Below are 23,498 nucleotides of genomic sequence, written 5' to 3' on the forward strand. Positions count from 1 at the left end.
TTGCCAGGGAGGGGAGAATCACCGGCTTTCCTCGGTCAGATAGGCGATCAGGTCGGCGCGCTCCATCGGGTCGCGGACGCCGGCAAACGCCATCTGCGTCCCCGGCACCACCCGCGACGGCGCGGCGAGCCACGCGTCCATGCGCGCCGCGTCCCAGCTACCGCCATGGTCGATCAGCGCCTGGGTATAGCCGAAGCGCGCGTCGCCGGCGACCTTGCGCCCCATGATGCCATGGAGATTGGGTCCGGCCAGCGCCTGCCGCCCCGCCCCGATCGTATGGCAGGCGGCGCATCGGCCAAAGGCGCGACGCCCCGCACCGGCATCGGCATGGGCCAGCAACCCCGCCAGCCCGGCGTTCGGCCCTGCCGCGCGCAGCCGCCCGGCACGGTCGGCATCGCCGCCGCCGCATGCCGTCAGAAACGTGGTGAGGGACAGGGCAAGGAACCGCCAGCGCATCAACGATTCCGACGCAAGGTCCGCCACGCGACCCGCTGCAACGCCTTGGCAATGGCGGGCGTCAGGCCGAGATCGCGGGCGGCGCGCTCGTCGGGGCCCAGCCGGCGCACGTCAAAGCCGGTGACCCGGCCGAAGATGGTCAGCGCCTCCAGATAATAGCCGGCGGTGCTGCCATGATAGTGATCGTCGGCCCATAGTCCGATCCTGCCCGGATCGATTCCGTCATAGGGGTTGGCGTCGGCCAGCCCGGTGGCGATCGCGTCGTTCCACGCGCTGCCGACCGGGATCGTGCCGGCGATGCCCGGCACCGTCCTTGCCACCTGCCGGTTCGCCGCCGCCAGATCGTTCGCCATCGCCGCGATCGGCTTGCCCGACCAGCGGCTGCCGGGGCGATAGGTCAGGTCGGCGCGCGACCAGGTTTCGACCAGCGTCACCTGCGCCTGGCGGTTGCGGGCGTGGACCAACGCCGCCAGCTTGCCCGCCGCCTCGCCATGACGGGTGGCGTCCCCCGGCCGCCGGGCGTCGAGCGTCGAATAGCCCTGCAGGATCACCACGTCCCAGCGCCGGTCGATCGCACCCCGCCGGTTGGCATAGTGATAGGCCAGATCCTTGCCCGGCGAGGTTTCGAGCGAGACGCTCCAGTCCAGCCCCGCCTGTTCGGCAAAGGCACGGAACAGCGCGGGCACGCCGCCGATCCCGTCGTCGTTCAGGTCGGTGACGCTGTCGGGGCGATAGCGTTCGACCGGCGATCCGGCACCGAAGGTAAAGCTGTTGCCGATGAACAGGATGTCGCGGGCGGATGCCGGGGCAGCCGCCAGCGACACGGCGGTCAGGGTCAGGAGCAGACGGAGCATACCGCTTCCTACCCCAGCCGCCGGCCCCGGCCCACCCCGCGTCAGGCCAGCGCGACCGCTGCGGCGAATTCGGTCCGCAAATCCTCGATCGTCGCTTCGAGATGGCGGGTGAGCACATTGCGCACCGCCACCCCGTCGCGCGCCAGCCATGCGTCGAGCAGCGAACGATGCTCGACATAGGCGCGGTCGCCACGCCCGGCGGGACGCAGATGGGCGACGACATAGCGTTCGGCCAACACCGACAAACGCTGCACCAGATCGATGGTCAGGTCGCGCCCGTTCGCCGCCACCAGCGCGGCGTGAAACGCGCGGTTGCGCGCCGCCGCTTCCAGCAGGTCGCGGGCCGGCGCGCCGTCCAGCCGCTCGAACGCGTCGATCACCGCCGCGCGCCGCAGTTCGTCGGCATGGATCGCGGCATAGGCGGCGGCACCCGGCTCCACCGCCAGACGCAGTTCGTAGATTTCCTCCGCCTGCAACGCCGACATCGGCCGCACAGTATAGCCGCGATTGGCCTGTCCGGCGACCAGCCCTTCCTGTTCCAGCCGGGCGAGTGCCTCACGCAGCGGGATCTTGCTGACGCCCAGTTCGCTGGCCAGCGCATCCTGGCGAATCGCAAAGGTTTCGGGCAGCGCACCGCTGACGATCCGTTCGCGGACGATTTCGAACACGCGATCGGACAGGGTTCGGACGACGATAGTCACGCTGCATTCCTTTGCAATGCGGTCCGTTGCCGGAGGGCGGGTGGACTTCCCGTCATCCGGGCAGCCAAAAGTCGTACATATTCAAAAATGTGCCCGGTAATCAATCTTTTCGTGACAACGGTTACCGTTCGATCCGATTCCCGACCGGGCGGCACGGCCGGTCGCATCGCCGCTTGTGAAGCCGCCGGCGACGTGGAACCACGATGGCGATGGCCCCTTCGCGTTTCACCCTGTTGCTTGCGATCCTGTTCCTGTCGGCCTGTATCGGTGGCGACCGTCCCGAACCCGCGCCGCCGGCACGACCGATCGCGCCGCGCCCGTCGGGCCCGATCACCTTGTCGGGGCAGACGCCGCGCGACACGCAGCAATGCTTCGCTGACCTGTCGCGTGCCGAGGTCCGGTTCAGCCCGCTGCCCGATCGCGACTATGGATCGGGCTGCGTCGTGCTGGGTGCGGTGCAGTTGCTCGACATCGGTACGCCGGTGAACGGGCTGAAGGCGATACGCTGTCCGGCGGCGCGGGCGCTGACCGGCTGGGTCCGCCACGGCGTCCGCCCGGCCGCCCGGCACCTGCTGGGCAGCGACGTGACGCGGATCGACAGCTATGGCACCTATGTCTGTCGGGGTATCGTCGGTGGCGGCAGTCGCGCGGCGGGGCGCGTGTCCGAACACGGCCTTGCCAACGCGGTCGATATCGGCAGTTTCGTGCTGGCGGACGGCCGCCGCATTTCGATCGAGCGCGACTGGAACAGCCCCGACCCACAGATCCGCGAATTCCTGCGCATCGTCCATCGCTCGGCCTGCAAGCGTTTCGTCACCACGCTCGGCCCCGAGTATAACGCGGCGCATACCAACCATTTTCATTTCGACATGGGCGGGCGACCGCTGTGCCGGTGACGCAACCCGCTTGCCGCTGTTTGCCGACGTGCCTAAATTCACTCCCCTATGACTGATACCAAAGTACCGTCCCGCGTGTTCCGCGGGGCCAAGCAGGAGGCCGAGGCGGCCCGCGCCCAGCTTTCCACCCCGCAGACCGAGCATCCCGCCTATCGACTGGCGTTTCAGGACATGGAGTTCCTGTTGCGCGACGATCTGCGGCCGGTGCGATTCCAGCTGGAACTGCTGAAACCATCGCTGCTGCTCGATGAAGCGAACATCGCCTCGACCTTCGTCATCTACGGCTCGGCCCGCATTCCCGAACCGGACAAGGCCGAAATGCTGCTCGACCTCGCGCAGGACGACAAGGCGCGCGCGATTGCCGAGCGGATCGTGGCCAAGGCGCACTATTACGACGTGGCGCGCGAACTGGCGTTGAACGCCAGCCAGTTTCCCAACGACGTCAACGGCAAGCGGCACTTCGTCGTCTGTTCGGGCGGCGGCCCGTCGATCATGGAGGCGGCCAATCGCGGCGCGAACGAAGCGGGGGCCGAATCGATCGGCCTCAACATCGTCCTGCCGCACGAACAGGCTCCGAATCCCTACGTCACCCCGGCGCTGTCGATGCAGTTCCACTATTTCGCGCTGCGCAAGATGCACTTCCTGCTGCGCGCCCGCGCGGTCGCGGTGTTCCCCGGCGGCTTCGGCACGTTCGACGAGAGCTTCGAGCTGCTGACGCTGATCCAGACCGGCAAGATCGAGCCGATCCCGGTGCTGTTCTACGGTCGCGAATTCTGGAACCGGGTCGTCAACTGGGACGCGCTGGTCGAGGAAGGCGTGATCTCGGAACGCGATCTCGACCTCATCACCTTCGTCGAAACGGCGGAGGAAGGGTGGAATGTCGTGAAGAAGTTCTACGAGGACCGGAAATAGGAGGTCCTCTTCCTGCTCTAGTCGTCACCCCAGCGAAGGCTGGGGTCTCGTGGTGAAAGCAGGACCTTTCCCAGACTTCCACGTCACCCCGGACTTGATCCGGGGTCCCGCTCTCCAATCGCCGTGGAAGAAGAAGCGGGACCCCGGTCAAGCTCGGGGTGACGTCGGAAATGTCCTACCTCGCCAGCGCGTCGGCGATCAGCTTGCGCGTATTGCCAATGCCGTACAGCGCGATGAAGCTGCCCATGCGCGGCCCCTGCGCCGTACCGAGCAGCGTTTCGTAACAGGCCCTGAACCAGTCGCGCAGCGATTCGAACCCGGCGGTCTTGCCGATTTCGTACACCGCGTTCTGGATCTGCTCCGCCCCGGCATCGGCGGGCATCGCCGCCAATTCGGCATCGAGCCGTTCGAGCGCGGCGCGTTCGATGTCGGTCGGGGCGCGGCGTTCGGGTTTTTCCGCCACGTCGCGGGTGAACGCCAGCGCATGGTCGATCAGCGCGTCGAGCGCCGGATAGCGCTCCGCCGACGCATCCTCGACATAGTTCGCCAGATACCCCCACACCTGCGGCTTGGTCGCATCGCCCATCACGCCGACCAGGTTGAGCAGCAACCCGAAGGTCACCGGCAGCGTCTCGGCCGGCGGCGGACCGCCATGGATGTGGTGGACCGGATTACCCAGCCGCTGTTCGACCGGCTGATCGGCATAGTTGGCGCGAAACTGCCAATATTCGTCGATCGCGCGCGGGATCACGCCCAGATGCAGTTGCTTGGCCTTTTTCGGCTCGCGATAGGCGTAGAAGGCGACGCTTTCGGGCGGGCCATAGGTCAGCCATTGTTCGAGGCTGAGGCCATTGCCCTTCGACTTCGAAATCTTCTGGCCATGTTCGTCGAGGAACATCTCGTAATTGAAGCCCTCGGGCGGACGGGCACCCAGCACGCGCGCGATCTTCGACGACTGGGTCACCGAATCGATCAGGTCCTTGCCCGCCATCTCGTAATCGACGCCCAGTGCGACCCAGCGCATCGCCCAGTCGACCTTCCACTGCAGCTTCGCGCCGCCCGACAGGATCGATTGTTCGACGCGGGTGTCGCCGTCCAGGAACGCGACCATGCCGGTCTCCGCGTCGAGCACCTCGACCGGGACCTGCAACACGATGCCGCTGGTCGGTGAGATCGGCAGCACCGGCGAATAGGTCGCACGACGTTCGGCCCCCAGCGTCGGCAGCATGATGTCGAGGATCGCCTGATAGTGGCGCAGAATGCCCTTCAGCGCCGCGTCGAACCTGCCACCGCGATAATAATCGGTCGACGACGCGAATTCATAATCGAACCCATATTGGTCGAGGAAGCTGCGCAGCCGGGCGTTGTTGTGCGCGGCGAAGCTGGCATGCGTCCCGAACGGATCGGGAATTTCGCTCAGCGGCTTGCCCAGATGCTCGCGCAGCAGGTCGCCATTGGGCACATTGTCCGGCACCTTGCGCAGGCCGTCCATGTCGTCCGAAAACGCGATCAGGCGGGTCGGCTGATCCGACAATTCCATGAATGCCTTGCGGACCATCGTCGTGCGCAGCACTTCGTTGAACGTACCGATATGCGGCAACCCCGACGGACCATAGCCGGTTTCGAACAGGACCGGTTCGCCACCCGGCTTTCCGTCCGGATAGCGCTTCAACAGCTTGCGTGCCTCTTCATACGGCCAAGCTTTTGAAACCAATGCTGCATTGCGGATGTCTGGGTTGGTCATCCGATCCCGATACGCGCTCGGCCGCAATATTTCCACCTGTTGCGATGCAACCATGCCGCCGGTTGGGCGTAGCGTGGAGCGATGATCGTTTCCGACGCACCCCGCCTGCCCCGTATCGTCGCCGAAGTGTGGAAACCGGCGCTCGCCCTGTTCGTCTGGGACGTGATCGTCACCGTCGTGTACTTCGTGTTGCCGTTCAAGGCCCCGTCGCTGCCGCTGACGATCTTCGGTTCGGCGCTGGCGCTGTTTCTCGGCTTCCGGGTGAACTCGGCCTATGCCCGGTGGTGGGAGGCGCGATCGCTCTGGGGGTTGATGATCAACGCGTCGCGCAACCTCGCGCGCGGCGCGATCTCGTATATCGGGCCGGAAAACGAAGGGCAGAAGCGCGATCTGAAACGGTCGATCGTGCTGCGGCATATCGCCTATGTTCACGCGCTGCGCTGCCAGTTGCGCAAGCTGGATTCGAAGGACGAGGTGCATCGCCTGCTGTCGCGTGACGAGGCGGGCGAGCCGCTGGGGCGCACCAACGTTGCCAACGGGCTGCTCGACGGTACCGGTTCACGCATCGCCGAGGCGCAGCGCCGCGGATGGATCGACAGTATCCAGCAGACCGGCCTCGAAAGCGTGCTGATCGACATCGCCAACGCGCAGGGCGGCATGGAGCGGATCAAGAACACGCCGCTGCCGGTGCAATACCGGTTCCTGCCGTCGCTGTTTACGAAGCTGTTCTGCATCGTGCTGCCGATCGGGCTGGTCGAGACGCTGGGCGTCGCCACGCCGCTGGGGTCGGGTCTGGCCGGGCTGATGTTCCTTGCGGTGTTGCAGATCGGCGAGGATCTGGCCGATCCGTTCGCCAACACCATCCACGACCTGCCGCTGACCGCGATGTGCCGGACGATCGAGATCGACCTGTTGCAGGCGATCGGCGATCCGGCCCCGCAACCGCTGACCCCGGACAAGGGTGTGTTGTGGTGACGGAACGCGCCGCCGGCTGAACGGGTTGGGCCATCGACGGAGGATGACGATGGCCGACGAGCACAAACCGACGAAGAAGATGGCGGCGAACGCCGAAAAGGGCCTGAAGCTGCACGAGACCTTCGATCGCGGCGGGACCGAGGTCGGGGTGAAGCGGGCGAAGCAGATCGTCGACGGCGGCCCGATGTCCGACGACGACGTCAAATCGATGCACAGCTATTTCGCGCGCCACGGCGTCGACAAGGATACCGGGGCGCATCGCTGGGGCGACGATGACGATCCGTCGGCGGGCTATATCGCGTGGCTGCTATGGGGCGGTGACGAAGGCAAGGAATGGGCCGACCGCCAGCGCGAGAAGATCGACACCTGACATCCTCCCCGGCACGGGGAGGGGGACCATGCGCAGCATGGTAGAGAGGGGTGTCCTCGTACGGAGCGGTTGCATTGCGCGGCGATCCCCCTCCACCGCCCTGCGGACGGTCACCCTCCCCGTGCCGGCGAGGATTTGCGCGTTCGACTTCCGTTCTCCGCCCATCGCGCTATGTAGAGCAGAATGCTCCCCTACCCCGCCCTGCACGCCAGCCATTCGGGCGTCTGGATCGCCGATGCCACGGGCACGCGCGAGGTCAGCCGGGGGGAGGCGATCGCGCTGGTCGCCGATACCCCGACCATCGTCCTCAACGCACCGTTGATCGGCCAGCGGCTGAGCTATGCCGAACTGTCGGGGCTCGACCTGCTCGAACTGTTCGCGTTCGTGCATCCGGCGCGGTTCGCGGTGCCGACGCCGAAGGGGATCGCGCAGGCGCTGAAGCTGACGCTGCCGGCCGACGAAGCGGGCGTCGCGGCGCTGCTGCGCGATGCGGCGGCGGAACTGATCTCGACGGCGTCTGCGCCATGGCCCGAACAGGAAGGGGCGTGGACCGCCGCGCAATCGCTGTTCCGCCTGCGCTGGCCATGGGCACCGGCCCTGGGACAGGTGCTGCCGAAACCCGCCACCGCCGAACGCTGGCTGTTTTCGAAGCTGCCCGAATGGGAGGAAGCGCCGCCGCGGGGTGCGCCGCGGACGGTGACGCTGTCCCCCGATGCCGTCGCCGAACGGCTGGCTAGGCTGACCGGTCAGGGTGCCGAGCCGCGCCCCGGCCAGCGCGCCTTCGCAGCAGCCGCCGCCGACGCTTTCGCCCCGCGCGTCGCCCGCGACACGCCCAATCTGGTACTGGCGGAAGCTGGGACCGGCATCGGCAAGACGCTCGGCTATCTCTCGCCCGCGTCGCTGTGGTCGGAGGCCGCCGATGGCGCGGTGTGGGTATCAACCTTTACCAAGGCGTTACAACGCCAGCTCGCACAGGAAAGCGAACGCGTCTTTCCCGATCCCGCCGAACGCCGCGCCCGCGTCGTGACGCGCAAGGGGCGTGAGAATTATCTGTGCCTGCTCAATCTCGAAGACGCGTTGCAGGGCGGGTTTCAGGGGCGGGCGGCGGTGCTGGCGCATCTCGTCGCGCGCTGGGCGGCATACAGCGCCGATGGCGACATGGTCGGCGGCGACCTGCCCGGCTGGCTGCCGACGCTGTTCCGGCGCAACGGATCGACTGCGCTGACCGACCGGCGCGGTGAATGCATCTATGCCGGTTGCCCTCATTACCGGAAATGCTTCATCGAACGTGCGGCGCGGGCGTCAGCACAGGCCGATATCGTCATCGCCAACCATGCGCTGGTGATGGTCAACGCCGCGCGCGGGCGTGAGACCGGCACGCGCCCGACCCGCTATGTCTTCGACGAAGGCCATCACCTGTTCGATGCCGCCGATGCGATGTTCTCCGCCGCGCTCACCGGCATGGAGGCGATCGAGATCCGCCGCTGGGTATTGGGGCCGGAGGGCGGCGGGCGCGGACGGCGGCGGGGTCTGGCGGCGCGGCTGTCCGATGTCGCCAGCTATGACGCGGCGGGCGGCGAGGCAGTGGCGGCGGCGGTCGATGCCGCGCGGCTGCTGCCCGCCGATGGCTGGCTGGCGCGCGTGCAGGAGGGCGATCCGTCCGGCCCAGTCGAGGAATTGCTGGCCTGTGCGCGCGGCGCGGTGTTCGCGCGCGCCAGGGATGGCGAGGCGGGCTATGGCCTGGAAACCGAACTGACCGAACCGCCGCCCGAACTGGTCGATGCCGCAGGGCCGGCCGCGCAGGCACTGGATGCGCTGCTGCGCCCGCTGATTGCGCTTGGCAAGCGGCTGGAAGCGGTGCTGACCGAGGGGCCGGACTGGATGGACGGCCCGGCGCGCGCCCGGATCGAGGGGGCGATCGCCTCGCTCGGCTGGCGCGCGGAAACGGTCGCGGCATGGGGGCGGCTGCTGGCGCGGGTCGGCGGTCCGGTCGATCCCGATTTCGTCGACTGGCTGACGGTCGACCGGGTCGAGGGGCGCGAGTACGACATGGGGCTGCACCGCCACTGGCTCGACCCCAGCCGGCCGTTCGCCGAAACGGTGCTGAAACCCGCGCATGGCGTGTTGGTGACGTCGGCGACGCTGCGTGCGGGCGGCGACTGGGACGTGGCCGATGCGCGGGTCGGCGCACCGCACCTGATGCGACAGTCGACCCATTTCGCCGCGACCAGCCCGTTTGCCTATGCGACCCAAGCCGAGGTGCTGATCGTCACCGATGTGAAGCGTGGCGACCTGCCCGCGCTCGCCAATGCCTACGGCCGGTTAATCGTCGCGGCGGGGGGCGGCACGCTGGGGCTGTTCACCGCGATCCGGCGGCTGCGCGGCGTCCATGCGCGCATCGCCGACCGCCTCGCGCGCGACGGATTGCCGCTCTACGCGCAGCATGTCGACCCGATCGACACCGGTACGTTGGTCGACATCTTCCGCGACGATCCGCGCGCCTCGCTGATCGGCACCGACGCGCTGCGCGACGGGGTCGACGTCCCCGGCCATTCGCTGCGGATGGTAGTGATGGAGGGGGTGCCGTGGGTGAAGCCGGGCGTGCTTCACGCCGCGCGGCGACTGGCGGGCGGTGGCAGCGCCTATGACGACCGGATGGTGCGCGCCCGGCTGGCGCAGGCGTTCGGGCGGCTGATCCGTCGGGCGGACGATCGCGGGCTGTTCGTACTGCTGTCGGCGGCGATGCCGTCGCGGCTGTTGGGGGCGTTCCCCGATGGGACACCGGTCACGCGCTGCACGCTGGACGAAGCGGTCGCGCGTGCCCTTTCCTTGAGCGCCGAAGTGGGGCATGGGGCGCATGCCCTGCCGATGGAGCCCTTGCTATGAAGACGCTGACGCTGCTGCGCCACGCCAAGTCGAGCTCGGACGATGCCATCCTGCGCGATTTCGACCGGCCGCTGAACGCCAAGGGCGCACGGGCCGCGACGGCGATGGGGGCGCATGTGCGGCAACTGGGCCTCAAATTCGATCATCTGGTCGCCAGCCCCGCGACCCGCGTCGTCGAGACGCTCGATCATTTCCGGCGCGGCTATGGCACGTTGCCCGACGAACAGAGCAATCGCACGCTGTATCTGGCTTCGGAAGGGACGTTGCTCGACACCGTCCGAGCGTTGCCCGCCACTGTCGATCGCGCGCTGCTGGTCGGGCATAATCCGGGGCTGGAGGATCTGGTCCTGCTGCTGTCGGCCGAGAGCAACCCGCTGCGCGGCACGGTCGAGGAGAAGTTTCCGACCGCCAGCGTCGCGGTGCTGGAGCTGGACGGCGATTGGGCCAGCGCCGGTGATGGCTGCGGGCATCTGGTGACGTTCGTGCGGCCCCGCGATCTGGACCCGAGTCTGGGACCGGGGCACGATTGAGGCGTTCGCGTCGGTCGGTCGACAGCGTCACCCCAGCGAAGGCTGGGGTCTCAAGCGGCTCCTGCCGCGTGCTGTCATCGGGAGATCCCAGCCTTCGCTGGGATGACGCCCGGTTCGATGTGGCTGGATGAGACGCCAGCCTTTGCTGGGGCGACGCCAGTAACAAAGGTTCAGCGCGCCGCCATTCGCCGGGCGAAGTGGATTTCCACCGCCTGCGTTACGCTCTTCGCGATCGCCTTGCGCCCTTCGACCGAATCGAGCCGCTTCGCATCCCCCTCGTTCGACAGATAGCCGGTTTCGAACAGGATCGAGGGCAGGTCGGGTGCCTTGAGCACCATCAGCGACGCCATGCGGTGGTAATTAGATTTGAGCGGGATCACGCCCTTCGCTTCACGCCCGAGCAACCGCGCGAAGCCCGCCGATTCATTCATCGTCTCGCGCTGCGTCAGGTCGATCAGGATCGACGAGATGTCGGCCGGTTGCCGGCCGAGATCGACCCCGGCGAGGATATCGGCCTTGTTCTCGCGCGCGGCCAGCCGGGCGGCTTCGCGGTCCGATGCGACTTCGGACAGGGTGTAGATGCTGGCTCCGCTGGCGTCGGGGTTATCCGCGCTGTCGCAATGGACCGAGATGAACAGGCTGCCGCCCAGTCGACGGGCGATGGCATAGCGTTCCTGCAACACCAGAAACTGGTCGCGGTCGCGCGTCATCGCGATACGGACGCGCCCCCCGGCGAGCAGCGCGTCGCGAATCGCCCGCGCGGTTTTGAGCGTCAGATCCTTTTCCCGCAGGCCGCCATGCGGCGAGATCGCGCCGGGATCATGGCCGCCATGGCCGGCGTCGATCACGACCAGCGGCCGATCGGCGTCGCCCTCTACCCGTGGCAATGGCAGGCCACGGCGCGGGCGTGCGACGGGTACGGCGACACTGGCGGTCGCTCGTTGCCGCCGGTCGACGACCATCGCCGCCGACGATGCCACCGGCACGATCGCGCCGACCACCGGCTGCGGCGCGAACCGCATCCGCCCGCCCCCCGCCGCCCGCGCGAAACGCTGTACGGTCACCGGCCGCAGGTCCAGCGTCAGGCGACGTCCGCCGTCGGAAAAACTGCCGCCGGTAACCATCGCCGATTCGGTCAGGTCGAGCACGATCCGGCTGCCGCCATCGCCGCGCACGCCCTGCCGGATCGCGCGTACCGATCCACCGGCATTGCTGCGGCCACCGGGGCGGATACCGTCGAGGTCGACGACGATACGATCGGGACCGGCCATGGTGAAGCTGCTGGCACCATGCGCCGGGGCGTCGAAGCGCAGGACGATGCGGTCGTTCGCCACCTCGACCGCATCGACGCGCTGCGCGGCGGCAGGCGATGCGAGCGTCGCGCACGACAGGATCAGCGCGGCCGCATGCAGCGCGCCTGCCCGTCCAATCCCGAAGATGGTCCAGCGCAAAGCCATGACGAAGCGCCTCTTCCCCCTGTTCGCGAACCATGCCGTATCGGCACGTGGTTCAAACGGCCCCTAATAACCCTGGTAAAACTTAATTTAACCTAAATCACCGGCAAAGATAACCGTGTAAGGAAGCATGCCCGCGCTGTTGCCGTTCACGATGACGAATGCTACGCCTGTGGCCACGTCGGTCCCGGGCCTGTCCCAGCGGAACCGATGCGACATCCCGCGCGCAACCGCCTGCGGGATTTATTCAGGTTGATGTTCGCATGTGGCAATTTCCGTCCCGTACCGCCTGTGCCGCTGTCGCGGTCGGCGTCGGGGCGACGGTTGTCCGCCCGGAAATTCCCGGACTGCCCGTGCGAGCAGACGCATATCCCAGCAATCGCGCGCAGGCACCGGGCTTGAACCCCGCCGCGCGTTTAGGCGCGCCGACTGGCACAGCCGTCCCGCGCGCCCGGAGACACTATCATGACCACGCGGATGTTGATCGACGCTCGCCACCGGGAGGAAACCCGGGTCGCCGTCGTCAAGGGTAACCGGATCGAGGAATTCGATTTCGAATCGGCCGAGCGCAAGCAGCTCAAGGGCAATATCTATCTTGCCAAGGTGACGCGTGTCGAACCGTCGTTGCAGGCGGCGTTCGTCGATTACGGCGGCAACCGTCACGGCTTCCTCGCTTTTTCCGAAATCCACCCGGATTATTACCAGATTCCGAAGGAAGACCGCGACGCGCTGCTGGCCGAGGAAGCCGAGCACGCCGCCGAGGAAGCTGCGCTGCGTGCCGGCGATCATGACGACGACGTCGATTACGACGATCACGACCATGACGACGATGTCGAGGGCGGCGTCGAGGTCGTCGAGCGTGACGAGGACGACGACATCCACGACGACGAGGACGGCGAGAACGCCCCCGCGCCGCGCCCGCGCAAGAGCGGTGGCGACGATGCCGCGGTCGAGGCGCTGCGCCAGCGCCGGCTGAACCTGCGTCGCCGCTACAAGATCCAGGACGTGATCCGTAGGCGACAGGTGCTGCTGGTGCAGGTCGTGAAGGAAGAGCGCGGCAACAAGGGTGCGGCGCTGACCACCTATCTGTCGCTCGCCGGCCGCTATTGCGTGCTGATGCCCAACACCGCGCATGGCGGCGGTATTTCGCGCAAGATCAATTCGGCCGCCGATCGCAAGCGGTTGAAGTCGATCATGGCCGAACTGACGCTGCCGGCGTCGATGGGCTGCATCGTCCGCACCGCCGGCCTTCAGCGGTCGCGGCAGGAGATCAAGCGCGACTTCGATTACCTCGCCCGGCTGTGGGACGGGATTCGCGACCAGACGCTGACGTCGTCGGCCCCGGCGCTCGTCTATGGCGACAGCGACCTGATCAAGCGTGCGATCCGCGATATCTACAACAAGGATATCGACGAGGTGATCGTCGAGGGTGAGGACGGATTCCGCCACGCCAAGGAATATATGCGGTTGCTGATGCCCGCGCATGCCCGCCGGGTGAAGCAATATGCCGACGCCGTGCCGCTGTTCCAGCGCGCGCATGTCGAGGATCAGCTGGCCGCGATGTACAATCCGGTCGTGCAGCTGAAATCGGGTGGCTATCTGGTCATCAACCCGACCGAGGCACTGGTGTCGATCGACATCAACTCAGGCCGGTCGACCCGCGAACACAATATCGAACAGACCGCGACCGCGACCAACCTCGAAGCGGCGCAGGAAATCGCGCGCCAGCTCCGCCTGCGCGACATGGCCGGTCTGGTCGTCATCGACTTCATCGACATGGATCACGGATCGAACGTCCGTAAGGTCGAGAAGGCGATGAAGGAGGCGCTGAAGAACGATCGCGCCCGCATCCAGGTCGGCCGCATCTCTGCCTTTGGCCTCATGGAAATGAGCCGCCAGCGGCTGCGCACCGGCGTGCTGGAGGCATCGACCCGCCAGTGCCCGCATTGCGATGGCACCGGGCTGGTCCGGACCGCATCGTCGGCCGGCCTGTCGGCGCTGCGTCTGATCGAGGACGAGGCCGCCCGCGGTCGCGGTTCGCTGATCGCGTTGCGCGCCAGCCAGGAAGCGGCCTTCTATGTCCTCAACAAGAAGCGTGCCGACATCGCAGAGGTCGAGGACCGGTACGGCGTGACGGTCGAGATCGTGCCCGATGCCGAAATCGAGGGCGCACGGATGGCTGTCGAAGCCTCTGGCCCGCCGCCAGCGCACCCGCCCAAGATCGAACCGCTGGTCATCGTCGACGACGAAGACGATGCCTATGAGGATATCGAGGACGAGATCGACGAGGAGATCGAGGAGGACGCGGTCGAGGAAACCGCCCGTCCGCCGCGCAGCGATGACGAGGGCGAAGGTCGTGGCAAGCGCCGCCGCCGCCGTCGCGGCCGTCGCGGTCGCAACCGTGAGGAAGGCGACGTCGAGGGCGAAGCCGGCGACGATGCCGACATCGAATCGTATGGTGACGACGCGGTCGACGCCGAAGACGAGACGGTCGATGCCGCTGTCGTCGACGCCGAGACGGATGAAGGCGACGTCGCCGACGATGCCGCGCCCGAAACCGAAACCGCCGATGACGGTAGCCGGCGCAAGCGTCGCCGGCGTGGTCGCCGCGGTGGTCGTCGTGGCGATGGTGCGTTCGATGCCGCCGACGGTGCGGGGGCGGTCGCCGACCTCCCGGTCGAGGACGATGTTGCCGAACCGGCCGTGGTTGCCGAACCCGCCGCAGCGGAACCGGTCGTCGAACCCGACCTGGTCGAAGCCGAACCGACGCCCGCGCCCAAGCGGACACGTCGCCGCCCGAGCGCACGTGCCAAGGTCGAGACCAATGCCGAGCCGACGCCGGCCGAACCGGTGACCATCGAGGCAGGCGATGCCGCGCCGTTCGTGGTGCCCGCACCGGTCGAGCCCCCGGTCGCCGAGGTCGAGCCGGCCGCCGAAGCCCCCAAGCCGAAGCGGACGCGTCGTCGCAAGGCCGATGCCGAGCCGGCCGTGGTCGAGGAAGCACCAGCTCCGGTCGAGGCCGAAGCGGAAGCAACCCCTGCCCCCAAGAAGCGCCGTGCACCGCGTCGCAAGCCTGCCGAAACGGCGGACGTGACCGAAGCGGCTGCTACGGCGGAACCCGAAACAGTCGCTGCCGAACCGGAACCCGAAGAAACGCCTGCGAACGAGGAAGCGGCCGCCGATGGCGAAAACCCGTCGCCCCGTCGTGGCTGGTGGCAGCGCACCTTCGGCAACTGATCGCGACGATCCTTGCCAGTGACGAAAGGGCGGCCTCAACGGGCCGCCCTTTTTTTTACGCCTGAAGCGGTTTCCGGTCAGGTTGGAGGATTGGCCCGCCGCGTCACCGGTAGCGTATCGGGCAGAGACGGCGATGCGACAGGATCGACAACTGCGCTACCGCTTGGCCAACGGCGCGCGAACCAGCGCGTCACATCGCACGTCGATGCGTACCGACAGCCCGTCCCGCCGCCAGTCGCGCGTGATCGTCCCTGCCAATTGCTGTTCGATGCTGAGCGTCGCCAACCGCGTGCCGAAACCGGCAGTGTCCGGCACGTGATCGATCGCCGGCCCACCCGTTTCGCGCCAGTCTATCGTCACCTGTTCCCCGTCGCGCCGGGTCTCGATCGTCACCGCACCCTCGGGTGTCGACAATGCGCCATATTTGGCGGCGTTGGTCGCCAGTTCGTGGAACATCAGCGCGATCGGCGTCGCCCCGCGATCATCGAGCGGGACGTCATCGCCGCTCACCCGCCACTGGCGGTCGGCATAGGGCGACAGGAGTTCGCGCAGCACATGATGCAGGGTCGCGTCGCCGACAGTCGGCCGCGAAACATCGCTGTGCGGCCGGGCCAAATTATGCGCCGCGCCCAGTGCCGCGATCCGCTTGGCAAGATCGTCGGCAAACCCGCGCATCGCCGGCATCTGCCGCGCCGACATGCGGATCAGTCCGCTGATGATCGCGAAGATGTTCCTGATGCGGTGGCTGAGTTCACGGCTGAGGATATCATTCTGTTCGGCGGCGCGCTTGGCCGAATCGATGTCGGTACAGGTTCCGATCCAGCGCACGATCCGTCCATCGCCGTCCCGCACCGGCAAGGCACGGCCCAGCACCCAGCGAAAGGTGCCGCTGCGGTGGCGCAGCCGATATTCGATCTCATAGGCTTCGCCGGTCCGCAGGCTGTGCCGCCACCGTTCCCATGCCCGTTCCTGGTCATCAGGATGGAACATGCCGTTCCATTCCTCGCCATCGGTCGAGCCGGCGGGCATGCCGGTGAAGCGATACCATTGGGCGTTGTAGAAATCGTGAAAGCCGTCCGGCCGGGTCGCCCACACCATCTGCGGCATGGCATTGGTCAGCGTATCCAGTTCGGCCTGCGCCGCGACCTGCGCGCTGTCCGCATGGCGTTGCCGAACGGCGTCGCCGGCCGTGACGAACCAGCGGGGGCGGCCTTGTGGGTCAGGCGTGGTGGGCGTGACCATGAAGTCGATAGTGCCGTTACCGGTCCGATCGCAGCAGCCGATAATCAGCGGAAACGCTCCCCCGGCGGCCGTGCCGGCGGCCCATGCCGTCATGGCCGCGTCGCGCGTCTCCGGTGGCAAGGATCCGGTCCAAAGATCACCGATCGATACCGTATCGATCTCCGCATGCCAGCGACGATTGCCCCATAGGAGCCGTCCATCGCGATCGGCGATCCACGCCAGTACCGGCATTCTTTCCACGATGTCTTGCCAGACAGGATCGTTCGCGTCCGATACCGGCAACTCCATTACCTATTTGCCTCTCTGTTTTTGCGGCGCACCATCGTCGTTCGAACATTGTCCGGTCCGGCATAATCCACTGCGAATATTCGTGTTCCGGTTGTTCGATCCCCGATGCGACCGGCGGTTTCAGATCAACCTGGGTTAAACAATTGACGACGACGGGTTGAAAGCGGCAGAATATTTCTCATACTCTGGCTAAATCTTCCTTTGATCCAGATCGGACCTATTGACCCGAAGGTTCAGGCAACGCAAAGGCCAGTCCAGAAAAGGAGAACTCCATGTCCGAAGACGGTTCCGAACTGAACGCGATCGAACTAGCCACCGAACTGACCATCGCCTGGTTGAACAACGGCAATAACCGTGTCGCCGCCGAGGATGTTCCGGCGTTCCTGCAAACCATGCACGCGACGGTTCTGGGCCTGGCTTCGGGCAATGTCGAACCGGAAGAGGCCGCGCCGCAGCAGGACCATGTTGCCGCCGTCTCGGTGCGCAAGTCGCTGGCGTCGAAAGACCACATCATTTCGATGATCGACGGCAAGCCGTACAAGACGCTGCGCCGTCATCTGGCCGGACACGGTCTGACCCCGGAAACCTATCGCGAACGCTATGGCCTGCGTCCCGACTATCCGATGGTCGCCGAAACCTATTCGCAGAGCCGCCGCGACATGGCCAAGCGCATCGGGCTGGGTCGCAAGGCGCGCAATGCCGACACCGGTGAAGCCGCCGCCGAGGGTGATGCCGGCGACGCGCCGCGCCGTCGTGGTCGCAAGCCCAAGGCTGCCGAATAAACAGGAACGGGGCGGCCATCGTGCCGCCCCGTCCCTTATGTGCGCGGCACGATCGCGCCGTCGGACCAGCGATGGGTGCACAGTTGTGCCTCGGGCGTGTCGTCGGCGTCGAGCGCCGAGACCGTCACCCAGCCTTCGCTGCGCAGGCGCGCCGCCGCCGCCGGATCGATACCGATCGGCAGGAACAGCCGCCGCCGATCCTTTGCAGCCAAACCGGCATCGAGCAGCGCATCGGCGTAGAGCGAGAAGCCGACCGCCGGTTCCTCGCGGCCGTCGGCATGGCACACCATATAGCTGCCGCCCCGGCCGATCTCGCCCAGCACCCCCTGCGCGAACAGCGAGAAGCCGAGCCAGCTCTGGTATTCGAAGCCGTGCCGCTCGGTCGGATCGAGCGTCACCGCGACGCGGCCGGCCAGCGTCGCCGCCACCGCCTCGATCGCGTCGAGCCGGGACGCCAGCCGTCCGGCCTGATCGGTCGCGCGCAACCGGGCGAGCGCGGTGTTGAACGGCCCCGCTGCCTCGACCAGCGGCAGATAGGCCGGATCGATCGCGGCGACGCGACCGGCATCCTTCGCATCCAGCGCCGCGATCAGCGCGGCATGCTGTGGCCCCGGCGGATCGCCGGCCAAGGTCGCGACCAGATCGGGCAGCGTGAAGTCGATCGAGATGCCGGTGACGCCCGCCGCCGCCAGCGCCTCGACCGCGACGGTCACGATCTCGGTCGCTGCCGCCACGCTGTCGCGGCCGATCAGTTCGGCCCCCATCTGTCGCGATGCCCGCCGGGGAGCCAGTTCGCCCGCGCGCAATTTCAGCACCGGACCGGCATAGGACAGCCGCACCGGGCGTGGGTGGTGGCCCATCCGCGTCGCGGCGATCCGTGCGACCTGTGCGGTGATGTCGGGACGGATCGCCAGCGTCCGCTGGCTGACCGGATCGACGAAGCGCACCGCATCGGTCGCCGCCGTGCCCTTCAACCGCCCGGCCAGCCCCGCCTCGAACTCGGCGAGCGGCGGATCGACCTGTTCATAGCCATAGCCATGCGCGACGCCGAGCACCGCCCCTTCGAACCGGCGCAGGCCGTCGGCGGCGGGGGGCAGGCGGTCGTGAAACCCTTCGGGCAGGAGGCCGGTATCGTTCATGGAGTTTCCCCTAGCGCGAGTCGGCGAGCGGTGGAACCGGGGACTACATCCGCCCAGCCAACCACGTCACCTCGGGGGCATAATGTGGTCGTGCCAACGCAAACGGGCTGCCGGATCGCTCCGACAGCCCGTCCGCTCACAACAACGAACCGATCAGAACGTCAGCGGCATCACCGTCTTGACGCCCGGAAGCGCGCGGACCTTCGCCACCAGTTCCGGCGCCACCGCTTCGTCGACCGACAACAGCACCACCGCTTCGCCACCGGCATCGCGGCGGCCGAGGTGGAAGGTACCGATGTTCACGCCCGCTTCGCCCAGCGTCGTGCCGATGCGGCCGATGAAACCGGGCGCGTCTTCGTTGACGACATAGAGCATATGGCCGGCCAGATCGGCCTCGACCTTGATGCCGAACAGTTCGACCAGCCGCGGCTGGGCGTTGCCGAACAACGTGCCGGCGACCGAACGCTCGCCTGCTTCGGTCTTGAGGCTGACGCGGATCAGCGTGTGGTAATCACCCTCGCGGTCGTTGCGGACTTCGCGCACCTCGATGCCGCGTTCCTTGGCGAGGAACGGGGCGTTGACCATGTTCACCGTGTCCGACTGGACGCGCAGGAACCCGGCCAGCACCGCGCCGACGATCGGCTTCTGGTTCAGTTCGGCGGCGGCACCTTCGCTGTGCACCGATACGCGGGCGATCGCGCCAGTGGTCAGCTGCCCGACGAGGCTGCCCAGCTTTTCGGCAAGCGCCATATAGGGTTTCAGGCGCGGTGCCTCTTCGGCCGACAGCGACGGCATGTTCAGCGCGTTGGTGACGCCGCCCGATACCAGGAAATCGGCCATCTGTTCGGCGACCTGAATCGCGACGTTGACCTGCGCTTCGCTGGTAGACGCGCCCAGATGCGGGGTCGAGACGAAGTTCGGCGTGTTGAACAACGGCGACTCCTTCGCCGGTTCCTGCACGAACACATCCAGCGCCGCACCCCCGACATGACCGCTGTCGAGTGCCGCCTTCAACGCGACCTCGTCGACCAGACCGCCGCGCGCGCAGTTGATGATGCGCACGCCCTTCTTGGTCTTGGCGATGTTCTCCGCCGACAGGATGTTGCGGGTCTGGTCGGTCAGCGGCGTGTGCAGCGTGATGAAGTCGGCACGCGCCAGCAGCTGGTCCAACTCGACCTTCTCCACGCCGATCTCGATCGCGCGTTCGGGCGACAGGAACGGGTCGAAGGCGATGACCTTCATCTTCAGCCCCTGCGCGCGATCGGCGACGATCGACCCGATATTGCCGGCTCCGATCAGACCCAGCGTCTTGGCCGTCAGCTCGACGCCCATGAAGCGGTTCTTTTCCCACTTGCCGGCCTGCGTCGAGGCATCGGCCTCGGGCAGCTGACGCGCGAGCGCGAACATCAGCGCGATGGCGTGTTCGGCGGTGGTGATCGAGTTGCCGAACGGCGTGTTCATCACGACGACACCGGCAGCCGAGGCGGCGGGGATATCGACGTTATCGACACCGATACCGGCGCGGCCGACGACTTTCAGGTTCTTGGCCGCGTCGAGGATCGCCTTGGTCACCTTGGTCGAGCTGCGAATGGCGAGACCGTCATAGTCGCCGATGATCGCGATCAGTTCTTCGGGCGTCTTGCCGGTGATCTCGTCCACCTCGACCCCGCGTTCGCGGAAGATCTGGGCGGCTTTCGGGTCCATCTTGTCGGAAATCAGTACCTTGGGCATGGTCGGTTCCTTACCTCCCTCTCCCCTTCAGGGGAGAGGGCCGGGGAGAGGGGAAGTCGGGGAACGGATCGAGAGGACGGCATGACTGCCCCTCTCCCAACCCTCTCCCCTGAAGGGGAGAGGGCTTTAGCCCGCCTTGGCGGTGGCATAGGCCCAGTCGAGCCACGGCCCGAGCGCCTCGATATCCGCCGTATCGACGGTCGCGCCGCACCAGATGCGCAGGCCGGCCGGCGCATCGCGATATCCCGCGACGTCATAAGCCGCATTTTCGGCTTCGAGCAGCGACGCCATCTTCTTGATGAGCGCCTCGTCGGCCCCCTCGACGGTCAAGCAGACGCTGGTCTTCGACCGGGTCGCCGGATCGGCGGCGAGATGGCCGAGCCAGTCACGCTCGGCGACGATCTTGTCGAGCGCGGAGGCATTGGCATCGCTGCGTGCGATCAAGCCATCGGTGCCCAGCGACTTCGCCCATTCGAGGCTGAAGATCGCATCCTCGACCGCCAGCATCGACGGCGTGTTGATCGTCTCGCCCTTGAACACGCCTTCGGTCAGCTTGCCCTTCGACACGAGGCGAAAAACCTTCGGCAGCGGCCAGGCGGGGGTATAGGTTTCGAGCCGTTCGACGGCGCGCGGGCCGAGGATCAGGACGCCATGCGCGCCCTCGCCGCCCAGTACCTTCTGCCAGGAGAAGGTCGCGACGTCGATCTTCGCCCAGTCGATGTCATAGGCGAACACGCCCGACGTCGCATCGGCGAACGACAGACCTTCGCGGTCGGCCGGAATGAAATCGGCGTTCGGCACGCGCACGCCGCTGGTGGTGCCGTTCCACGTGAACAGGACGTCGCTGGTCCAGTCGATCGCGGCCAGATCGGGCAGCTGGCCATAGTCGGCGCGCACGACGGTCGGATCGATCTTCAACTGCTTGACCGCGTCGGTCACCCAGCCTTCGCCGAAGCTTTCCCATGCGAGCGCGGTGACCGGACGTGCGCCGAGCATCGTCCACATCGCCATTTCGAACGCGCCGGTGTCGGAACCGGGGACGATGCCGATGCGATGGGTGTCGGGCAGCTTGAGCAGTTCGCGCATCAGGTCGATGCAAACTTGCAGACGCTGCTTGCCGATCTTCGAACGGTGCGACCGGCCGAGGCTGACGGGGTTGAGGCGGTCGGCGGACCAGCCCGGCGGCTTGGCACAAGGCCCGGACGAGAAATACGGGCGAGCGGGAGTCGTAGCCGGCTTAGGCGGAAGATCAGTCATGTCAGTCTCTCCTCACAGAGAGCACGCGCTGCGTTGGGACAGCGTGGCCCGCCGCGGCCATTACCGGCGTGTCTTGTCCGATACAACCCATGTTGTTGCGCCGATGCGACCAAAGACGCACGATCTTTGCGGGAACCGTCCGCGACTCGCCGCGTTGCGTTCTGTTGATATGTCCATAGCGTACCCATCCTCGGCCACCGTTCTCATCGTCGAGGATGAAATGCTGGTCGCGATCGATCTGGAAGCGTCGCTGGAAGAGCATGGCTATCGGCCGGTCGGCATCGCCGCCGATATGATCGGGGCGATGGAATTGGCCGTGGCACGGCCCGACGTCGCTCTGGTCGACTGCAATCTGCGCGACGGACCGACCGGCCCGATGATCGGACGATTGCTGGGCTGCAATTATGGCACGACGGTCATCTTCCTGACCGCCAACCCGAATTTGCTGAACGACGATATCGAAGGCGCGTTGGGCGTCGTCTCCAAGCCATGCGGTTACGAATCAGTCGGTCGGATCGTCGATTTCGCGGTGCGTGCGCGTGCCGGCGACCTTTCCGCGCCGCCGACGGGGATCAAGCTGTTCGGCAATCATCGTGAGATGGTGGCGAGCGCTTAACCTCCAGTTCAGCGCGCCGCGCCCACACGCGGCGTTGACCCGCGTCCGGCCCTTCGCCGATAAGGACATCCATGAAGCGCGCGCTGGGCGGCATCGCTGCCGCCATTCTCCTGTTCGTACAGCCGGCCGCCGCGCAATCAGTGCTGCGCGATGCCGAGACCGAGGCGTTGCTGAACGATATGTCGCGGCCGATCGCGGTGGCGGCGGGACTCGATCCGCGCAATTTCAACGTCGTGTTGCTGCAGGACAAGTCGATCAACGCCTTCGTCGCGGGTGGTCAGACGGTCTATGTCCATTCGGGACTGATCGACGCGGCCGACGACGCGAACGAGGTACAGGGCGTAATCGCCCATGAAATCGGCCATATCGTCGGCGGGCACGTGCCGCTGGCCGGGCGCGGCATGGCACCTGCGACCGGCATCACCGTCTTGAGCCTGTTGCTGGGCGTCGCGGCGATGGCGGCGGGTGCGGGAGAGGCGGGTGCAGGCATCCTCGCCGCCGGCCAACAAGCGGCGATGGGCAGCTATCTGGCGTTCAGCCGGACGCAGGAAAGCTCGGCCGACGCCGCCGGCACGCGGTTCCTGCGGAGTGCGAACATTTCGGGCGAGGGGATGCTGGACTTCTTCAAGAAGCTCCAGAACCTCGAATATCGCCTCGCGATCCCGCAGGACAACAGCTACCAGCGCACCCATCCGCTGAGTGGGGAGCGGATCGCCAATCTGACGCAGGATGTTCAATCTTCGCCGTCGTTCAAGGTTAAGACCGACCCCGCGCTGGAAATCCGGTTCAAGCGGGTGCAGGCGAAGCTGCGCGGCTATGTCAGCGATCCCAAGGATACGCTGCGCCGCTATCCGGCCACCGACCAGAGCATCTATGCGCATTATGCCCGCGCCTATGCCTATCACAAATCGGGCTATCCCGAGCAGGCGGCGGACGAGACGCTGGCGCTGGTCAAATCGGCGCCCGACGACCCCTATTTCCTTGAACTCGAAGGGCAGATCCTGCTCGAATCGGGCAAACCCAAGGAAGCATTGTCGGCGCTGCGCGAGGCGACCGAGCGGACACGGTCGTCGCCGCTGATCGCCGCCAGTTTCGGCCATGCGCTGATCGCGGCGGAGGACCCGGCGCTGCTGGACGAAGCCGAACGGGTGCTGAAACAGGCGGTGGCGCGCGACAACCAGAACCCGTTCGCCTGGTACCAGCTGAGCATCCTGTACGAACGACGCGGCGATCCGGCGCGCGTCGCGCTGGCGATGGCGGAATATACGTCGCTGATCGGCGACACCGGCATGGCGCTGGCCAGTGCGCGGCGGGCGATGGCGCTGTTGCCGCAGGGGTCGCGCGACTGGATCAGGGCACAGGATATACAGATGACGTCGCAGACCGCGTTCGAGGAAGAGAAGCGCAATCGCAGGCGGCGGGGCTGAC

19 protein-coding genes are annotated in these 23,498 nt (G+C 66.8%); 10 read left to right on the forward strand and 9 right to left on the reverse strand.

The window, feature by feature from the left end; genetic code table 11:
* Positions 1-18 precede the first annotated feature (18 nt).
* Genes ASE70_RS07325 through ASE70_RS07335 form a run of 3 tightly spaced genes read right to left on the reverse strand, consistent with a single transcriptional unit; the run spans position 19 to position 2,011 of the window.
* Entirely contained in the window at positions 19-456 is a 438-nt protein-coding gene (locus ASE70_RS07325; protein WP_082450884.1) for a c-type cytochrome, read from the reverse strand.
* Positions 456-1,310, reverse strand: a complete 855-nt coding sequence (locus ASE70_RS07330) for a glycosyl transferase family 1 (protein ID WP_056502987.1) — start codon at positions 1,308-1,310, stop codon at positions 456-458. Before ASE70_RS07330 ends, ASE70_RS07325 begins: the two co-directional genes overlap by 1 nt.
* A 41-nt stretch (positions 1,311-1,351) precedes the next feature.
* Positions 1,352-2,011, reverse strand: coding sequence for a GntR family transcriptional regulator (locus ASE70_RS07335; RefSeq protein ID WP_056395260.1), 660 nt, complete (start codon positions 2,009-2,011; stop codon positions 1,352-1,354).
* A 203-nt stretch (positions 2,012-2,214) separates the two neighbouring features.
* On the opposite strand from ASE70_RS07335, the gene ASE70_RS07340 reads away from it, so the two are divergent.
* Both ASE70_RS07340 and ASE70_RS07345 read left to right on the forward strand, forming a co-directional pair.
* Positions 2,215-2,907: an extensin family protein gene (locus tag ASE70_RS07340; RefSeq protein ID WP_327196823.1), complete on the forward strand. Its 693-nt coding sequence runs from the start codon at positions 2,215-2,217 to the stop codon at positions 2,905-2,907.
* Between the two features lie 48 nt (positions 2,908-2,955).
* A complete protein-coding gene (locus ASE70_RS07345; RefSeq protein WP_056502991.1) occupies positions 2,956-3,819 on the forward strand; it encodes an LOG family protein in 864 nt (287 codons plus the stop codon).
* 175 nt (positions 3,820-3,994) lie between these two features.
* Here ASE70_RS07345 and ASE70_RS07350 read toward each other — a convergent pair whose 3' ends face one another.
* The gene (locus ASE70_RS07350) at positions 3,995-5,563 is read right to left on the reverse strand and encodes a lysine--tRNA ligase (RefSeq protein WP_056503534.1); all 1,569 of its coding nucleotides are present in this window, start codon (positions 5,561-5,563) and stop codon (positions 3,995-3,997) included.
* 81 nt (positions 5,564-5,644) lie between these two features.
* On the opposite strand from ASE70_RS07350, the gene ASE70_RS07355 reads away from it, so the two are divergent.
* The 4 genes from ASE70_RS07355 (at position 5,645) to ASE70_RS07370 (ending at position 10,324) form a co-directional block, all read left to right on the forward strand.
* Positions 5,645-6,538: a bestrophin family protein gene (locus ASE70_RS07355; protein WP_056502994.1), complete on the forward strand. Its 894-nt coding sequence runs from the start codon at positions 5,645-5,647 to the stop codon at positions 6,536-6,538.
* Positions 6,539-6,581: 43 nt separating this feature from the next.
* The gene (locus tag ASE70_RS07360; RefSeq protein WP_082450835.1) at positions 6,582-6,908 is read left to right on the forward strand and encodes a hypothetical protein; all 327 of its coding nucleotides are present in this window, start codon (positions 6,582-6,584) and stop codon (positions 6,906-6,908) included.
* A gap of 183 nt (positions 6,909-7,091) precedes the next feature.
* Complete coding sequence (locus ASE70_RS07365; protein ID WP_056502998.1) at positions 7,092-9,794, forward strand: ATP-dependent DNA helicase; 2,703 nt, start codon at positions 7,092-7,094, stop codon at positions 9,792-9,794.
* Positions 9,791-10,324, forward strand: a complete 534-nt coding sequence (locus ASE70_RS07370) for a SixA phosphatase family protein (RefSeq protein ID WP_056503001.1) — start codon at positions 9,791-9,793, stop codon at positions 10,322-10,324. The genes ASE70_RS07365 and ASE70_RS07370 overlap by 4 nt, the downstream gene beginning before the upstream one ends.
* Before the next feature lie 170 nt (positions 10,325-10,494).
* Here ASE70_RS07370 and ASE70_RS07375 read toward each other — a convergent pair whose 3' ends face one another.
* Positions 10,495-11,781: an N-acetylmuramoyl-L-alanine amidase gene (locus ASE70_RS07375; protein ID WP_056503004.1), complete on the reverse strand. Its 1,287-nt coding sequence runs from the start codon at positions 11,779-11,781 to the stop codon at positions 10,495-10,497.
* Positions 11,782-12,243: 462 nt separating this feature from the next.
* On the opposite strand from ASE70_RS07375, the gene ASE70_RS07380 reads away from it, so the two are divergent.
* Complete coding sequence (locus ASE70_RS07380) at positions 12,244-15,015, forward strand: Rne/Rng family ribonuclease (RefSeq protein WP_235519661.1); 2,772 nt, start codon at positions 12,244-12,246, stop codon at positions 15,013-15,015.
* Positions 15,016-15,171: 156 nt separating this feature from the next.
* Here ASE70_RS07380 and ASE70_RS07385 read toward each other — a convergent pair whose 3' ends face one another.
* Entirely contained in the window at positions 15,172-16,488 is a 1,317-nt protein-coding gene (locus ASE70_RS07385) for a sensor histidine kinase (RefSeq protein ID WP_235519664.1), read from the reverse strand.
* 329 nt (positions 16,489-16,817) lie between these two features.
* Between ASE70_RS07385 and ASE70_RS07390 the strand changes: the two genes are divergently transcribed.
* Complete coding sequence (locus ASE70_RS07390) at positions 16,818-17,327, forward strand: MucR family transcriptional regulator (RefSeq protein WP_056400106.1); 510 nt, start codon at positions 16,818-16,820, stop codon at positions 17,325-17,327.
* Between the two features lie 35 nt (positions 17,328-17,362).
* Here the strand turns inward: ASE70_RS07390 and ASE70_RS07395 are convergent, their stop codons facing one another.
* From ASE70_RS07395 to ASE70_RS07405, 3 genes are all read right to left on the reverse strand, one after another.
* On the reverse strand, positions 17,363-18,466 hold the full coding sequence (locus ASE70_RS07395) for an ATP phosphoribosyltransferase regulatory subunit (RefSeq protein ID WP_056400110.1): 1,104 nt from the start codon (positions 18,464-18,466) through the stop codon (positions 17,363-17,365).
* A gap of 153 nt (positions 18,467-18,619) precedes the next feature.
* Positions 18,620-20,197 carry a phosphoglycerate dehydrogenase gene (gene serA, locus ASE70_RS07400; RefSeq protein ID WP_056503015.1) on the reverse strand — a complete coding sequence of 526 codons (1,578 nt, stop codon included), beginning with the start codon at positions 20,195-20,197 and terminating at the stop codon, positions 18,620-18,622.
* 126 nt (positions 20,198-20,323) lie between these two features.
* Positions 20,324-21,454 (reverse strand): phosphoserine transaminase, encoded by a 1,131-nt coding sequence (locus ASE70_RS07405; protein WP_056503017.1) that lies wholly within the window; start codon positions 21,452-21,454, stop codon positions 20,324-20,326.
* Positions 21,455-21,623: 169 nt separating this feature from the next.
* Here ASE70_RS07405 and ASE70_RS19105 point away from each other — a divergent pair, with 169 nt between their 5' ends.
* Both ASE70_RS19105 and ASE70_RS07415 read left to right on the forward strand, forming a co-directional pair.
* The gene (locus ASE70_RS19105; RefSeq protein ID WP_162235943.1) at positions 21,624-22,070 is read left to right on the forward strand and encodes a response regulator; all 447 of its coding nucleotides are present in this window, start codon (positions 21,624-21,626) and stop codon (positions 22,068-22,070) included.
* A gap of 71 nt (positions 22,071-22,141) precedes the next feature.
* Complete coding sequence (locus ASE70_RS07415; protein WP_056503022.1) at positions 22,142-23,497, forward strand: M48 family metalloprotease; 1,356 nt, start codon at positions 22,142-22,144, stop codon at positions 23,495-23,497.
* Position 23,498 lies beyond the last annotated feature (1 nt).

It is taken from the genome of Sphingomonas sp. Leaf22 (assembly GCF_001421715.1).
In the GTDB taxonomy this organism is placed as follows: domain Bacteria; phylum Pseudomonadota; class Alphaproteobacteria; order Sphingomonadales; family Sphingomonadaceae; genus Sphingomonas.

Coding starts and splice junctions, on each gene's coding strand:
- ASE70_RS07385 (WP_235519664.1), bottom strand. CDS start 16,488: ATGCCGGTACTGGCGTGGATCGCCGATCGCGATGGACGGCTCCTATGG.
- ASE70_RS07390 (WP_056400106.1), top strand. CDS start 16,818: ATGTCCGAAGACGGTTCCGAACTGAACGCGATCGAACTAGCCACCGAA.
- ASE70_RS07360 (WP_082450835.1), top strand. CDS start 6,582: ATGACGATGGCCGACGAGCACAAACCGACGAAGAAGATGGCGGCGAAC.
- ASE70_RS07350 (WP_056503534.1), bottom strand. CDS start 5,563: ATGACCAACCCAGACATCCGCAATGCAGCATTGGTTTCAAAAGCTTGG.
- ASE70_RS19105 (WP_162235943.1), top strand. CDS start 21,624: ATGTCCATAGCGTACCCATCCTCGGCCACCGTTCTCATCGTCGAGGAT.
- ASE70_RS07355 (WP_056502994.1), top strand. CDS start 5,645: ATGATCGTTTCCGACGCACCCCGCCTGCCCCGTATCGTCGCCGAAGTG.
- ASE70_RS07380 (WP_235519661.1), top strand. CDS start 12,244: ATGACCACGCGGATGTTGATCGACGCTCGCCACCGGGAGGAAACCCGG.
- ASE70_RS07330 (WP_056502987.1), bottom strand. CDS start 1,310: ATGCTCCGTCTGCTCCTGACCCTGACCGCCGTGTCGCTGGCGGCTGCC.
- ASE70_RS07340 (WP_327196823.1), top strand. CDS start 2,215: ATGGCGATGGCCCCTTCGCGTTTCACCCTGTTGCTTGCGATCCTGTTC.
- ASE70_RS07375 (WP_056503004.1), bottom strand. CDS start 11,781: ATGGCTTTGCGCTGGACCATCTTCGGGATTGGACGGGCAGGCGCGCTG.
- serA (WP_056503015.1), bottom strand. CDS start 20,197: ATGCCCAAGGTACTGATTTCCGACAAGATGGACCCGAAAGCCGCCCAG.
- ASE70_RS07395 (WP_056400110.1), bottom strand. CDS start 18,466: ATGAACGATACCGGCCTCCTGCCCGAAGGGTTTCACGACCGCCTGCCC.
- ASE70_RS07370 (WP_056503001.1), top strand. CDS start 9,791: ATGAAGACGCTGACGCTGCTGCGCCACGCCAAGTCGAGCTCGGACGAT.
- ASE70_RS07405 (WP_056503017.1), bottom strand. CDS start 21,454: ATGACTGATCTTCCGCCTAAGCCGGCTACGACTCCCGCTCGCCCGTAT.
- ASE70_RS07345 (WP_056502991.1), top strand. CDS start 2,956: ATGACTGATACCAAAGTACCGTCCCGCGTGTTCCGCGGGGCCAAGCAG.
- ASE70_RS07365 (WP_056502998.1), top strand. CDS start 7,092: ATGCTCCCCTACCCCGCCCTGCACGCCAGCCATTCGGGCGTCTGGATC.
- ASE70_RS07415 (WP_056503022.1), top strand. CDS start 22,142: ATGAAGCGCGCGCTGGGCGGCATCGCTGCCGCCATTCTCCTGTTCGTA.
- ASE70_RS07325 (WP_082450884.1), bottom strand. CDS start 456: ATGCGCTGGCGGTTCCTTGCCCTGTCCCTCACCACGTTTCTGACGGCA.